General features: G+C 65.0%; 11 protein-coding genes. 4 read left to right on the top strand and 7 right to left on the bottom strand.

Annotated elements, in window-relative coordinates; genetic code table 11:
- Positions 1 to 3 precede the first annotated feature (3 nt).
- The 5 genes from RM445_RS01150 to RM445_RS01130 form a co-directional block, all read right to left on the bottom strand.
- Entirely contained in the window at positions 4 to 213 is a 210-nt protein-coding gene (locus RM445_RS01150; protein WP_311554029.1) for a helix-turn-helix transcriptional regulator, read from the bottom strand.
- Complete coding sequence (locus RM445_RS01145; RefSeq protein ID WP_311554028.1) at positions 210 to 3,329, bottom strand: type I restriction endonuclease subunit R; 3,120 nt, start codon at positions 3,327 to 3,329, stop codon at positions 210 to 212. The genes RM445_RS01150 and RM445_RS01145 overlap by 4 nt, the downstream gene beginning before the upstream one ends.
- The gene (locus tag RM445_RS01140; protein ID WP_311554027.1) at positions 3,326 to 4,564 is read right to left on the bottom strand and encodes a restriction endonuclease subunit S domain-containing protein; all 1,239 of its coding nucleotides are present in this window, start codon (positions 4,562 to 4,564) and stop codon (positions 3,326 to 3,328) included. The genes RM445_RS01145 and RM445_RS01140 overlap by 4 nt, the downstream gene beginning before the upstream one ends.
- A complete protein-coding gene (locus RM445_RS01135) occupies positions 4,561 to 6,507 on the bottom strand; it encodes a type I restriction-modification system subunit M (RefSeq protein ID WP_311554026.1) in 1,947 nt (648 codons plus the stop codon). Before RM445_RS01135 ends, RM445_RS01140 begins: the two co-directional genes overlap by 4 nt.
- Before the next feature lie 1,141 nt (positions 6,508 to 7,648).
- The gene (locus tag RM445_RS01130) at positions 7,649 to 8,575 is read right to left on the bottom strand and encodes a hypothetical protein (RefSeq protein ID WP_311554025.1); all 927 of its coding nucleotides are present in this window, start codon (positions 8,573 to 8,575) and stop codon (positions 7,649 to 7,651) included.
- Between the two features lie 542 nt (positions 8,576 to 9,117).
- Here RM445_RS01130 and RM445_RS01125 point away from each other — a divergent pair.
- Both RM445_RS01125 and RM445_RS01120 read left to right on the top strand, forming a co-directional pair.
- Entirely contained in the window at positions 9,118 to 9,969 is an 852-nt protein-coding gene (locus RM445_RS01125; protein ID WP_311554024.1) for an arylamine N-acetyltransferase family protein, read from the top strand.
- Complete coding sequence (locus RM445_RS01120) at positions 9,956 to 10,792, top strand: hypothetical protein (protein ID WP_311554023.1); 837 nt, start codon at positions 9,956 to 9,958, stop codon at positions 10,790 to 10,792. The genes RM445_RS01125 and RM445_RS01120 overlap by 14 nt, the downstream gene beginning before the upstream one ends.
- 40 nt (positions 10,793 to 10,832) lie before the next feature.
- On the opposite strand, the gene RM445_RS01115 is transcribed toward RM445_RS01120, so the two are convergent.
- Together RM445_RS01115 and RM445_RS01110 are read right to left on the bottom strand one after the other, a co-directional pair.
- Entirely contained in the window at positions 10,833 to 11,480 is a 648-nt protein-coding gene (locus RM445_RS01115) for a hypothetical protein (RefSeq protein WP_311554022.1), read from the bottom strand.
- A gap of 17 nt (positions 11,481 to 11,497) precedes the next feature.
- Positions 11,498 to 13,117, bottom strand: coding sequence for a carbamoyltransferase family protein (locus RM445_RS01110; RefSeq protein ID WP_311554021.1), 1,620 nt, complete (start codon positions 13,115 to 13,117; stop codon positions 11,498 to 11,500).
- Between the two features lie 75 nt (positions 13,118 to 13,192).
- On the opposite strand from RM445_RS01110, the gene RM445_RS01105 reads away from it, so the two are divergent.
- Positions 13,193 to 13,993: a carbohydrate kinase family protein gene (locus RM445_RS01105; RefSeq protein WP_311554020.1), complete on the top strand. Its 801-nt coding sequence runs from the start codon at positions 13,193 to 13,195 to the stop codon at positions 13,991 to 13,993.
- Positions 13,986 to 14,636: an AAA family ATPase gene (locus RM445_RS01100; protein WP_311554019.1), complete on the top strand. Its 651-nt coding sequence runs from the start codon at positions 13,986 to 13,988 to the stop codon at positions 14,634 to 14,636. The genes RM445_RS01105 and RM445_RS01100 overlap by 8 nt, the downstream gene beginning before the upstream one ends.
- Positions 14,637 to 14,654: the final 18 nt, after the last annotated feature.

Here is a 14,654-nt window from a genome sequence, read left to right as displayed (position 1 = left end):
CGGTCAGGCGCGGTCTTTCAGTTCGAACGTTAGTCCTAGCGCTTGTGCGATCTTCGTGATCGTCGCTGTCGTCACGTCATTGTTCGCCTCGGCGCGCGCGATTGTCGGGCGTGACAGCCTGGACTTTTCGCCGAGCTCCGCCTGTGACCACCCCTGCTTCTTGCGTGCCTCTCGGATGACGTTGCCGAAGCCCGTCCCAAATTCCTCGCTCATAATGTCGCCCGTCCGGTCTCTTCCACGGCGTCCCGGTCCGGGCGGTACTGCGCGTGGAGCGCGTCTGCGGCGATGTCAGATATCTTTCCAAGGAACGCCGGATCGGTTAAGTAGGACTGGATCTCCTTCGACTCGTTTACAGTCTTCAGTACGGCGAGCCCGACAGCCCCGCTGAAGCCCTCGGAGGCCTTGAGCTGGGCGACGGTGTTGTTCTTCGCCATCGCCACCGCTTCCTCGCTATCATCGAGGAAGCCCCAGAAAGTCGTGATGAAGCCTGACACGCTCTCGGGGCTCACGTCGACGCCCTTGGCCTTGAACATTTCGTTGACCTTGTCGATGGCCTCGTCGAGCGGGCCCCGCTTCGGCGTGGCGCTTCCGGCGTGCTCGCCATCAAAGATGGGGAGCTTGATGCCCGCGCTGTTGCCCTCGCTGAGCGAGTGGTCCTCCTCGATTGCGGAGGGTACGAGCTTGACGCCGGAGAGCTGAACCCCCTCGAGGAAGCTGTCGTCGTAGTCGTTGCCGTCGGTATGGAGGTTGCGGCCGAGCAGGGTCGCGAGGATGGCGCGGCGGCGTAGCTCCGGGTCCTGGTAGTCGACGATCTGGCTGAGGAACTGCCAGGCGTTGCGGTACCCCAGCACGTCCGCGCGGAAGGACTCCAGCTGCTCCTTCTGCTTCTTGTCCTTCGACAGCACGGCCTGACGCCACTGGCCGCTCCAACGGTTCTTAATCGGAGCCAGCGCCTTGGCGATCACCTCACCGCCGAGGACAGAGAGGAATGCGTCGGCGACCGCGTCCATCTCCTCGTGCGTGTAGAGCCCGGCTGTGTCGAGCCGCTCTCCTATGGTGATCAGCGCGTTGGGGTCGACGTCGCCGTCAACGTGGGCGTCGGAGTGGTAGAGCTTGAAATCGGCCTGGACACTCGCCGGGGTGTTCCGGAAGTCGACGACCATCGGCGCGGTCTTGCCCGGGTATATCCGGTTGAGCCGCGAGAGGGTCTGCACGGTGGCGACGCCAGAGAGCTTCTTGTCGACGTACATCGCCATCAGCCGCGGCTCGTCGAAGCCAGTCTGGAACTTGTTGGCGACGATGAGGACGCGGTAGACGCCATCCTCGCGGAATGCCCTGCCGACATCGCTCACCCCGTTGACCGACACCTCGGTGACGCTCTCGCCGGCCTCGTCGGTGAGCGACCCCGAGAAGGCCGCGAGGGTGTGCAGTTCATAGCCCTTCTCGGCGATGTAGGCATCCATCTTCCGCGACCAGCTCAGCGCCTCCATGCGCGAGCTCGTCACGACCATGGCGCGGGCTTGGCCGCCCAGCAGCGGCTGCACGTTCCGGCGGAAGTGCTCGACGACGACTCGTACCTTCTGTGCGATCGCGGTCGGGTGGAGCCTTGCGTAGCGGACGATGCTTGAGACCGCCTCGCCGGTGTTGACCTGGATCTCACTCTCGGCCTCCTCGTCCTCGAGGATGTTCTTCACGCGGAGGAACATGTCATAGGTCGAGTAGTTGGTGAGGACGTCGAGGATGAAGCCCTCCTCGATCGCCTGCGCCATCGTGTAGGTGTCGAAGGCCTCCCACCGGTCCCCGACCTGGGTGCCGAACAGGCGCAGGGTCTTGCCCTTCGGCGTCGCCGTCAGGGCGACGAAGGTGATGTTGGCCGACGCCGCGATGGCCGAGTCCTTGGCGGCCATGAGGTCGTCGGCGCTGATCTCCTCATCGGGATCGACCTCGACATCGACGAGCAGCTCCTTGAGCTGCTTGGCCGCGGAGCCCGACTGCGAGGAGTGCGCCTCGTCGGCGACGACGGCCCAGCGCCGACCGCGCAGCTCCTCGGTGTCCTCGATGAGCTTCATGACTTCTGGGAACGTCTGCAGAGTGCAGGTGATGATGTGATCGCCCTCAAGCAGCGCCTTCTTCAGCTGCGGCGACTTCGCGCCGGACCTCTCGCCGACGGCCACGACGAGCCCCTTGCTCGACTGGACGAGGTTCATGTCGTCGCGGATGTTCTCGTCGAGGACAGTGCGGTCGGTGACGACGATGACCGAGTCGAAGGTCGACTTCGAGTCGGCGCCCATGTGGCGGATCAGGCGGTGACTGAGCCAGGCGATGGTCTTCGTCTTGCCCGAGCCAGCCGAGTGCCAAACCAGGTAGCGCTTGCCGGGGCCGTTGGCCTCGACGTCGGCGACCACGCGCTCGACCGCCCGCAGCTGGTGGAACCTCGGGAAGACGAGCCTGCCCTCGTCCTTCTTCCCCGACTTCCCCGGCTCGAAGAGCGCGAAGTCCTTGAGGATGCGCATGAAGGTCGGGCGGGCGAGGATCTCGCGCCACAGATAGTTGGTCGACGAGCCGGTCGCGGACGGCGGGTTGCCCTCGTGGCCGTCGTTGCCCTGGTTGAAGGGCAGGAAGAGAGTGTCCCCGCCCTGCAGCTTGGTGGTCATGTAGACGAGGTCGTTGGACACCGCGAAGTGCACCAGCGCACGGCCGGGCGCGAGCAGCGGGCGGCTCCGCCCCGGCTTGCGGTCCTCCTTGTACTGGCGGATCGCGTGGTTGACGGTCTGCGTGTTGTCGGTCTTGAGCTCGAGCGTGACGACCGGCAGGCCGTTGGCGAGGAGCACGACGTCGATGCTCTCGTTGGTCTTCGTATCGAAGCGCACCTGCCGCAGGATCCGCAGCCGGACCGACGCGGCCGCTTCGACCACCTCGGTCAGGTTGGGGTTCGCCGGCGGGAAGGCCATCATCGGCCCGAATTTCGCGGCAGGACGCCCGATCTGGGCGTAGGAGAAGCCCTTGCGCAACACGCCGAGCAGGCCGCCGACGGGATGCCCAGTCGTCGGGTCCATGCGCGTCGCCTTGGCGAGCTCCTTGGTGACGTGCTCGAGCAGCTTCCGCTCGGCGTCCACCTTCTGCTCGCCGACCAGGTCGCCGGGGACGGCCTTCTCGTACTCATCCGGGTACTGAGCGGCCAGCCAGTGCAGCGCGTCCGCGGGCGCCATCGCGAGGCCAACGTCCCATCTTGTCGGCTTGCCGTCGTCCTCGTACAGCCAGCCGCGCTTGGCCAGCTCGGAGCAGAGGTTCTCTTCGAACTCCCGCTCCATCAGCTGCGCGTGGCTCATGCGACTTCCTTCTTGCCGGTGACGACGTCGGTGATGAGTGCGGCGCGGCGCTCGATGAGCAGGGACTTGAGATCGGCGACCTTCGCCAGCATGGCATCGACGCGACCGCTCGCCTCGTCAAGCTCGTCCGCGATCCTGACCTGTTCGTCGAGGGGAGGCAGCGGGACCGGTGTCGCGTCCAGCACCGTCTTCGTCACACGCTGGGCGTTCGGACGAACGCCGGTTGCGATCGCGGCGAAGTAGTCGATGTACCGCGAGCTGCGGAAGAGGTGGTGGACGTAGCGCGGCTCGAAACGGTCCGAGATCCAGAACGCCTTGTAGTCCGGGCTGATGTGCCCGGTGAGAGACGAGACGCCGAGCCCGCCGTGGTTGAGCCACATCATGTTGGCCGCGAGCTGACCCGGATGGACAACCCGGTACTTCGAGACGTCGAGCGACGCCTGCTGTCCCTCCGTGCGAGTATTCAGCTCGACACCTCGGTACTCGGAGATGGAGAGCAGCGGCCCGGCGGGGTGATCGCCGTTCCGCTCGGTGCTCTCGGTGAAGTCGTAGCCGAACTTCGTTCTCTCCCAGTGGTCAGGGATGCCTAAGAGGACAGAGTGCGGCTCTAATCCTCGACGCCCCGCGCTCTCAGCGAGCCCGAAAACAGCTCTGGTCTGGACTATGCGCAAACGTTCCTGAAGCTTATGCGTGAGGCTTTGGAGCTGGGCGAGCATCGCATCGATCTCGCCGGTCTCGCGATCAAGGTAGTCGGCGATCTTCCGCTGCGCATCGCGATCGAACTCGGGGATGGGGAGGCGGGCGACGGTTCCGATCGGGATCGACACGCGAGTGACTCCGAACGACGCTGTGAGCCAATAGCCCTTGGTATCGCTGGAGTCCAGGCACCAGTAGAGGAATTGAGGGTCGACCCGGTCAGTGTATGGCCGCAGTAGCGAGAGATGGTAGGCGCACACCATGTCGTCTGAGGCGGATTCGACGAGCGCAGGGATTCCGATGTCATCGGACGTTTCCGAGTCCTTGGTGATGATGATATCTCCGGGCCGGACTCCGAACCGCGCGATGTGGTCCGCGGATGCCGTGGCCTCCATCAGGTCCAAGCTCGCGGTGATGCGCTGGTTGTGGTATACGTCCGTGTAGTTCACGAGGCGGACGGTCGACTCTGAAGGGTTGGACTTCTTGTCGACGTTCGACGGCCGAATGTCGACAAGCGACCAGAGGGGAACCTTCTTCACTCCTCGCTCACCGCCATGAAAAGCTGACCCAGGTCGCTCATGAGCTTCTGTACCTCTGCATCGATTTCTGTCAGAGGGCGGGGCTCCTCGGGTACATAGAAGATCCGCGTGAGCGGGATTTCTGTGCCGTACTTCGCTTTGCTCTCATCCCACTGCGCACCGGGCGCGTACGGAAGCACCTCGCGCTCCATGTGAGCCTCCAGGTCCTCACTCAGCGGCACGCGCTCCGTGAGCTTCCAGCCCGGAACGATCACGGGCTTGCCCTTGCGTTCCACGGCCGGAGGCGCTGTGTCGTCCGGAGCAGCCATCGCCTTCATGACCGCATCGATCAGTCCGATGGAAGCCTTCAGCCCAGCGGCCTTCGCAGCGAGAGGGAACGACTTCGGCAGATCGTTCCAGGCCGTGCCGTCGAGGGAGCGCATCACCGCCGCGTGACCCTCGGCAAAGTCCCGCCGGCTGCGGAGGGCCTTGGCCGCCTCATCGCTGAAGCGCGTCGCGAACCGCGCCTGCCGGTACACGGGCACGTCGCGAAACATGAAGTCCTCGGGCGTCATAACGCGCGAGATCGCGGAATCGGCGTACTCGAACGCATTGTAGGCCTGCAGCAACTTGGCCCGGTGGTCCTTGCCCACCTCGCGGCGCTTGTCGCCCATCGGCTTGCGCAGCGAGATCCACTGGCCGGAGCCGTCAATGAGCTGGATCTTCCCCTTCCGCTCCGCTTCCTTGCTCGCGTCGAGGATCCAGACATAGGTCGCGATGCCGGTGCCGTAGAACATACTCGTAGGCAACGCGATGATCGCGTCGATCAGATCCTCTTCGAGGAGCCACTGGCGGATCGAGTTCGGCCCATTGTCGCTGTTGAACAGCGGCGATGCGTTAGAGACCACCGCTGCGCGGCCGCCCTGTCCGTACTTGCCAGCGGGGCTGAGCTTCGAGGCGCAATGCGCCAGGAAGAGCATCTGGCCATCGGACGTGCTGGGGAGGCCGTGACTGAAGCGCGACCCCTCGATCTTGGCCTGCGCCCGCACCGACCCCTCCTCGACCTCCCAGTCGATGCCGAAGGGAGGATTCGAGAGCACGTAGTCGAAGGTCTGCCCCTCGTAAACGTCCTCGACGAGGGTGTTCCCCTTCTTGATCGCGTCAGGGCGGCCGCCCTGGATCAGCAGGTCTGCCTTGCCGAGCGCGAACGCCGACGGCATGAGCTCCTGGCCGTAGAGGGTGACGTCAAGCTTCTCGTTGGTACGCTTCAGCGCCTCCTGCGCGATCAGCAGCATGCCGCCGGAGCCGGCCGTCGGGTCGTAGACCGAGCGCGCAGCGTGGTCGGATGCAATCGTGTCGTCGTCGTTGCTGATGAGCACGTCGACCATCAGCCGGATCGCGTCGCGAGGCGTGTAGAAGTTGCCCGCGGCCTTCCCCTTCTTGTTGAAGGCCCGGTACATGACGTCCTCGAAGACGTCGCCCATGCCCGTGTTGCTGAGGCTGGTCGGGCTGAGGTCGAGAGTGGAGAAGTGCTTGACGACGGCGTGCAGGCGGTTGGCGTCGGCGAGGACCTTCGCGCGCCGGTTAAAGTCGAACGAGACCCAGATGTCGGCGATGTTGTTGGAGAACCCGTCGATGTAGCTCTTGAGGGACTTGTCCACGTTGTCATCGACCGACGCAATGGTGGCGAGGTCGAGAGGTGAGACGTTGTAGAAGCCCAGGCCGAACCTGTCCTTGACCGCGATGTCGATCAGGTGCTGAGGCATCCCGCTTAAGGCGTCGACGAACTTGACCACCTTGTCCTTGGTTTCAGCAAGCATGCACTCAAGGCGACGAAGGACCGTGAACGGCAGGATGTAGTCGCCGTAGTCCTCCTCGTCGACGATGTTGCGCAAGTACTTGTCCGCCGTGTCCCAGACGATGCGCGCCGTCGTGCTCTTCGATGCCCCCGTTGACTCTGCCATGCGTGCTCGTCCCCACCTCGTCACGTACTGCCTGTGTCGGGAACCTACACGGGGCGATGTATCACCAACGAGACATCCAGGCCCCGTGTCTGAGGCGATCCAGAGGCACACGCGACGTGGACGGGCACCGCGAGCATGGTCGTCTGACCTGCGGCGTTGCGAGGGGCAGCCGTGCTGACTCAGCTCAAACCTCGCAGATGATCGTTCAGGTCTAGGCTGGGCGCAATCCGCGTACGGGTCCGTGTTGGCGTGGTGGGCGGTGTTCGGGCATCGGCCGCAGCCGGCGACGGGCTCAGTTGGTCGACGACAAGGCCTGCTCGTCCCGAGCCGCGAAGAGGCCACCCGCGATCCGCGAGTGCATGTGGTGTGAGTACGCGTGCCACCGGCATGGGTGCGCGCCATGGGCGCCGCCGAACATCCGCGCCGTTCGTGCCATCTTGGGCGGTACGTTTTACCCCGGAGTAAGCCAAGGAGCGCGCTTGCGCCCCCCGGCTGGCGCTACGGCCTGCTTACGCACACTCTACCGACAACGGAACCTCGTTGCGGCCCACGAGTGGCGGAGTTGCAGACTGGCGGGAATGCGTCCGTCAGGCCGACTGATCACGCCGACTTTGTCGAACCTGCGGAGTCGGCTGAGCTTCACGGCGAGCATCGTCGTCCTGCCCCTTTAGGAGCGATCCTACGACGAGGAGTAGGCGAAGGAGCTTCATCAGGGCGACAGTCGAGACGGAAAAGAATACGACAGTCCCAGTGGGATTGGGTACGGAAACTGCAGAGATCCCGACGATAATCGAGCCAAGGAACATGACTCCTAGGCTGCGCAGAAAGATTCCAGTTAGATGAGAGCCCCATTCAACTCGCATTTTGCGCGTTGTCGGATTCTCTAGCGCCGAGTAGGCGAACAATGCTGCGACGCCAAATGCTGCAACGTTGGCTAGTAGTGAAGATAAGCTGCTCATCGCTGACCGCTGACCGTCCTGGTCTGTAGCGGCGAACATACTGACGAGCGGAGTAAGGCGTACCACCACGACGACGATTATGGCGGCTATGACCCAATCGAGTGCAGGTCGATCGAGTGGTCCCCGGGTTGTCGTCGGGCTGGCACCGCGTGCTGCACTCATCGTCGCCGCTCCCAGCTTGGCTACTCCATCGGGTCCCGACGCACGGCCGCGCGCAGGTCGTCCTCGAACTTCTCGACGGCGGCCATGATGGCATCGAACGCCGACAGTTCTGAGACGGAGGCGTTGACCCCGCTCTTGAGCTGGATGTCGCGCTTGATGGTGAAGCGGTGCTTGATCAGGTTGATCGTCTCGGCTTGTACTCCCTTGTTGTCCTGGTCGAACGTCCGGACCTTCGCGGTGCTGAGGTTCTCCAGGCCGATGGAGCGGGCAAGCTCCTCGGTCGCCAAGTACAGGTCGCGCCGCTGCTGATCGTCCTGAGGGTTGCGCGTCCGACCGACGTTGATCTTGATACCGATCTTACCGGTTGCGTACCTGGCTGGGTGCAGATAGTGGTCGAGGGGGCCCGAGACGCGCTTGGCAAGGACCACTGAGGGGCCGGCGAACTCAAGGTAGCTCACGCCTCCAGCGTCGTTGAGGTACCGCCATCGTTCTGGATCGATCACAGGCTCCACTGCGAGCTGCATGTTGAGGATCTTCGTCGCGTTGATCCATCGCGCGACCGCCTGCGGGGATGGTGCGGTGATCTGGGAGCGCAGCAGGCCGAAGACGTTGCCGAACGGAAGGAAGTGGACGAAGGTCGACTCGACAACCTCCCATCCTTCTCCTGTCGTCACCATGTCCGTCACGGTGCCCGTGTCCCGGTTCTGCTGCCGGGGCATGTCGTCGCGGGTCTCGGTCAGCACGAGGTGGTCGACGTCGTTGCGGCTGTAGGCCGCACCTGTAACGTCCGCAGCATCGATGACGTGTCGCGACCGGCCGTTGCGTGCGTTCTCCGCCACCTCCGCCATGAAGGTCGGCCAATCGACCTGTCCGACCGGCGCCATAGATGCGGCGTCAACAAACTGCCAGAACGCCACGGTCCGCTTCAAGCAGCGCTTGTCCGTCATTGCTCCCACCCTCTGGCGCCGCTGGGGCCGACGCCACTCAACTCACGGGTGGGGACAGGATAGTTGCGCCGGACGTGTCCGATCTTTTGCACCCGTCTGGGTGAACTTGACCATGTACTGGTGCTACGAGACGTAGCACGGGCTTCCGGAGCGCTCGTGCATGAGTGTGGCGAGTTCCTTCTCGGGCAGACGGAGCTGTTCGGGAAAGGGTGCCCCCTGCGCAGCGCAGACCGTGATGCGCCCTGTGACTAACCAGTGCTGCGCGTGCGTCACGGTGTAGTTGGCCGTGTAACTGTTGACGCTGGTAGATCCGGCGGCGTTGCCAGGGGTCGGCTGCGGCGAGCCGCTTGGCGATGGTTAGAGCGGTCTGGAAGTGCTGGGCGGCGGCGGGGGTGTCCACGGCCGCGACGGTGAGCTCGCCGAGCCTGATGTGGCTGGTCGTCAGTAACTACCAGCTGCGCCACGCCGAGCACAGCCGAGCACACACGGCAGGATCTACAACACTCTCCGAGCCGCCGCCGTCGTCCGCCTGCGGTGGAAGCATGCCTCATGTGGCCGTCCCCCCGTTGCCCGCTGATCTGCGCGATCCGTACCTCGCCCACCTGGGTGTGGTCCACGGACACGTCGGGACCGAGCCGACGCTGGAGAGGTTGGTCGCGTTGCACGCCGCGCACCTCGACCGCGTCGCGTACACGAATCTGGACGTGCAGCTCGGCAGGCCGGGGTCCATCGACCCACGGCAGTCGGTCGAGCGGATCCTCGATGGTCGCGGCGGGTACTGCTTCCACCTCAACGGCGCTTTCTCCGCCCTGCTCCGCAGTCTGGGCTACGAGGTCGTGCTCGCGCGTGCCGCCGTCCCGGCGGCGGGCGACGGTGGTCGTCGGTGGGGCAACCACGTCGTCCCACTGGTATGGCTAGCCGGCGAGGTCTTCGTCGTCGACGTGGGAATCGGGGACGGGATCCGCAGCCCGCTGCGGCTTGCCGAAGGGACGAGCGTGCAGCCGCCGTTCCGGTACAGGCTCGAACACCGGGGTGGCGAACGCTGGCGGCTCGACCATGACCGACGCGCCTTTGTGCCAGGACTCGATCTCGACACCACACCGGTCGAGCTGTCCCGCTTCGCGGCGACCCACACCGACCTGTCGACCTCCGCCGACTCGTACTTTGTGCGGTACTTCACGGTGCAGCGGAGAGCGGCGGATCATGTGCTGACGATGCGGGGCCGCGTGTTGACCCGGGTGGACACGTCGGGAACGTCCTGTCGAATGATCCACAACCGGGAGGAGTGGGAAGCGGTGTTGGTGGAGAAGTTCGGCCTAGTACTGCCCATCAAGAGCGAGCACGAGCGGTCCGCGTTGTGGCGGCGGGTATACGCACCGCATGCGGCACGGTGAGTCCTGCCGGAGCGGCACGCGGCGACGCCGTATCGTCCTCCTCGCGGCGATGCCGTCGGTACGTCTCGCAACCGAAGAGGAGTCAGAGGTGTCGAGCTCTTTCGCGCCGGACCTCGTCGACCGCATCGAGAAGATCAGAGCGGCATTCGAGGAGGGGGCGCTCGGTGAGAAGGCCCACGAGAAGCATCCCGGGCTCCCGCTGAGCAGCCGGGAGAATTACCTGTACTTCACTCTCGCGCCTGCTCTCAATTATCAGCGACAGTCCCACCAGCTGTGGCGGGCGGCAGAAAAGACGTTCCATGATCCTGCGACCGCGTTCGTGTACGAGCCGAGCCTGGTGGGCGAGGTCACGGACGACGAACTCCGTCGTGCGTTGACGACGCACGCGCTCGCCACCCGACCGGTGCGGCACACCGAGACGTGGAGGAGGTTGTGCGGAACCCTTGCGGCCCATTACCACGCCGATCCGCGCGAGTTCCTGGCGAGCTGCGATTGGGACGTCGTCGCGATTCTTGACGGGCTAAAGCGCGACAGGAAGCGGTTCCCGGTCCTGTCGGGACCGAAGATGTCGAACTACTGGCTGTTCATCTTGTCGCGGTACACCGATGTGAAGTTCGAGAACATGCACGAGGTCTCGATCATCCCCGACATTCATGTCAAGCGGGCGACCGAACGCCTGGGAGTCGTGGAGGACGCGTCCCTGCACACGACCGAAATGATCGCCGACATCTGGCGAGCAGGGCTCCGGGGAACCGGGATCATGCCGTCCCAGCTCCACGGACCTCTGTGGTTCTGGAGCCGGGCCGGTTTTCCCGAGCTGTGATGAGGGGCAGGCGCTGACCACACAGCGTCGCGCCCCGCGTCTACTCCGACAGCCACCAGTGTATCGGGCCGTCCTCGTCCCGCTCGGGTTTGACGAACCGACTGGCCTTCGGCCATATCGTGACCGTCTCGATCGGGTACGGCCGGCCGCGTTCCGAGAACCGGGCGAGCACCTGTTCGGAGAGCAGTCGGCGGTCCGGCCTCCCACTGCTGATCCTAAAGCGCCGGAAGGCGTACTCGGGCTGGAAAAGGAGGACGGTCGAGTCGGCCATGTCCCACTTGCGCGAGTGGTCCGGGCGGTAGCTCGAGGAGAACACGGGAACGAAATAGCGCACCGCTCCAAACGTGAAGTCCCACGTCTCGCGGCGGTGCGACAACTCCGCGGCCAATCGGGTCGCCGCCAACGAGTCCCGCTCCCGAAGGCCGCTCAGGCACTTGAGCAACATCCGGCTCAAGTGGTGGCAGGTCGGTTCCACGCCGGGGTGGTACGAGACGGCGATGACTGTGTCGGCGCGATCGGTGCCCCTCTTCCCGGATTCTCCGCCCAGGACTGAGGCCAGTCGGTCCAGCGAGGAGGGATCGGCGAACGTTCCGCTCCACTCCGCCCCGAGCACGTAGCGACCGCTGCGGGCGTAGGGGCAGGGCGAACTCCTGATTGCGGCGAGGAGTTGGTCAATCCGGTCGCTCATGTCGGTGTGACCTCGAGCTACCTCTTGGTCACGAGGTAGTTCCCCATGACCATCGCGTCTAGGGCCGTGCTCTGGAAGGTCGCTAGCGCGTCCGACGGCGACTCCACGATCGGCTCGTGCACGTTGAACGATGTATTGAGTAATACCGGGACGCCCGTGATCCGACCGAAGCCGTCGATCACTCGGTGGAATAGTGGGTGATCGGCCAAGGTGACCGACTGGAGTCGCGCCGAGCCGTCGATGTGGGTAATCGCTTCAAGTTGTGGCCGCTTCTCCTCGCGCGCGGTGGCAGTGAACAGCATGAAGGGGTTCGGTGCCGGACCGGCGCGAAACCACTCGTCCACGGCTTCCGCCGTTACCGCTGGGGCGAATGGCCTAAACCACTCCCGCTTTTTCACGTCGCGGTTGAGTCGATCGCGGGATTCGGCCGTCCGGGGGTCGGCGAGGATGCTGCGGCTGCCCAGGGCTCGGGCGCCGAGTTCGCTGCCGCCCTGGAACCATGCGACGAGTTTGCCCTCTGCCAGCAGCTGTGCTGCTACCAGGGCCGGATCGCTCTCCTTTCCGTAGGCGAAAGGAGCACGGGGATGCCGTTCCCGGTGCACGAGGTGCGGGTGTCGGCGGAGCGCGGAGAGGATCTCCGCCTCGGCGTAGCTCCTGCCAAACTCGTCGCGCCGGAGCGGGCGCCGGTGCAACCGCCCGGTCAGTCGGTGACACCCGATCAGCACATTGCCGAGTGCTTGGCCGCGGTCGGACGCCGGCGGGGGAACGAACAGGTCGACTTCGGCGGAGGAGCGGACGCGCTCGTTCATCACGCAGTTCATCGCGACGCCGCCTGCGACGCACACGGAGCGCACCCCGGTTCGACGGACCAGTTCCGTGACGAGCTGCGTGACCGCCCGCTCCGTCTCTGACTGGACCCACGCGGCCAGGTCCATCGCCGTCCGCGAGTCGACCTCGTACGGGGCTCCCAGATCGAGATTCTCACGATCTGCCAGGTCGACGACCCCGCGTTCATGAGTGGTCCCCAGACGACCCTCGACGCGAAGTCCGTCGACCTCAAACAAAGGCAGGCCCCACCGACCCGGATCGCCGTAGGAGGCGAGGGCCATGGTCTTACCGGCTTCTTGTTCGTGGAAGCCGATGTAGTTGGTAAACGCTTCGTACGTCGCTCCGATACCACCGGCTCGAGGTCGGGTGGCATCGGTGGACGCGATCGTGGTCAGGCCATCGTCCGTGGCGAAGTAGTAGGACTCCGTCGCGGCGTCGTTCCCGGCACCGTCGAGGACGGCGACGACGGCGCTGTTGAAGTCCGACAGGCAGTACGCCGAATACGCGTGCGAGAGATGGTGATCGACCGTGATCGTCCGGTTCGGCCGCAGGCCGAACCGATCTAGGCCGCCGTCGAACCCGGTCGGGAGGCGCTCGCCGATGGAGCTGAAGACGACGAGATCGACGTCGTCCAAAGACTTGCGGACGGCGTGCAGGCAGTAGTGAAGTGCCGACAACCAGCCGGCGCTGTAGCGCGATCGGTTTAATCGCTCTTCGGCGATCGCGACGATTTCACCATCCGCCAGAACGGCGCATCCGCCGTCGTGGCCGACGTTCAGGCCTACTACTGTCGGACTGCTCTCGGACATGGGATCCTCCACCGAGCCGTGGTGCCCCGAGCCCGGAATAGATGATCAGTTCGACCAGATGTTGGTGGTATCACCGTGGCAGGCCTGGGAGTCATCGGCAACATCTCCCGTGATTTGACCGAGTATCCCGGACGGCCCCGCCGTCATCTCCTCGGCGGCGCGGCACTCTATGTCGCGCTCGCTGCTGCCCGGGCCGGGATGCGTGCCGCGCCCATCTCTGTCATCGGCGCCGACCTGGCCGCCGCGATGCGCACGCCGCTGCTGGAGCCGCTGGATCTCAGTGGTGTCGCCGTCACGGCGAAACCGTCGTGCCGGTTCTCCCTGCGCTACAGCCGCGAGCACGTGCTGATCGACTTCGCGGAGGAGTACGGCGCCGCCGAGGACCTCACCCGGCATGCTCTCGTCGAGGCGCCACGACATGAGTTCGTGCACGTCTGCTGTCGCCGGCCACTCGATCCGGTACCTGTGTTGACCGCCCTGGTCGACCGCCGTCAGCGTTTCAGCGTGGACTTCGTGGCCGCCAGCGCCGCCGACATGATCGCCGCGACGGCGGCGCTCCTGCCGCGAGCGGACGTCGTCTTTACCGATGCGAAAGAGTACGACGTGCTCCTCCGCACTGTCGGTGCGTCTGATTTGCCTGCCGTCACAGTGACCGATGGGCCCGGGCCCGTCACGCTGTACGAATACGGAGTGCTGGTCGCTCGCGCTCCGGTACGGCGAGTGGAGGCCGTCGAGGTGACAGGCGCCGGCGACACGTTCAGCGGGACTTTTCTCGCCTCGGTGCTCGACGGACAATCGCGACGGCGAGCGCTGCGTCGCGCGGTCAAGGCCGCTACCGCGCGCGTCACGGTCGCCGGGATCGTCCTCGGTGGGTGAGCCTCTCCAGAGATGGCGGACGAACGCGCTGGAGGATGGGGCCGTGCGATCGATTCTCGTGACCGGCGTCCAGGGGGTGGGCAAGTCGACCGTGGTGCGTGCAGTCGGCGACGTGCTCGGCATCGAATCGTTCAACTACGCGGATCTCATGCTCCGGGTCGATCCTGGCTCTTGGGACAGGGATGATGTCGCAAACTGGTCGTGGAACAGGCGCGTTGCCCTCTACGACGCGGTGGCTTCGCTCCTACCCGACCTGTTCGGCCCGCGTAGCCGCGACATGAACCGCCTGGTGCTCCTTGAGAACCACCTGAGCGTCGTCCACCGGGGCCGGATCAGGACGTTCTCTCGTGATCGTATCGGACAGTACGCGCCGGTGGCGCTTCTCGTGCTCGAGGCCGAAGCGGCCACGATCGCGCGGCGGCGACGGGCCGACACGACCCGTTCTCGTCCCGGCGGCTTGCCGGCGGAGATCGAGAGCCAACAAGCGGTCAACCGGAATGAGGCCATGCTTGTGGCGCGCCGGTACGGTCTACCGCTTGCCCACGTGGAGAACGAGTCCCTTACGGCGACCGTCGAGGAAGTGGTCGTGTGGCTCCGTCAGGTTCTCGGAGGAGTCGTTCGCGGTGAAGGCGAGGACCGGTGAGCTGGCGTCGGTGACCGA

It is taken from the genome of Pseudonocardia charpentierae (assembly GCF_031845345.1).
Taxonomy (GTDB): Bacteria; Actinomycetota; Actinomycetes; order Mycobacteriales; family Pseudonocardiaceae; genus Pseudonocardia; species Pseudonocardia charpentierae.
The sequence above is the reverse complement of the archived record's forward strand: the minus strand, read 5'-3'. Positions and strand labels throughout refer to the sequence as shown.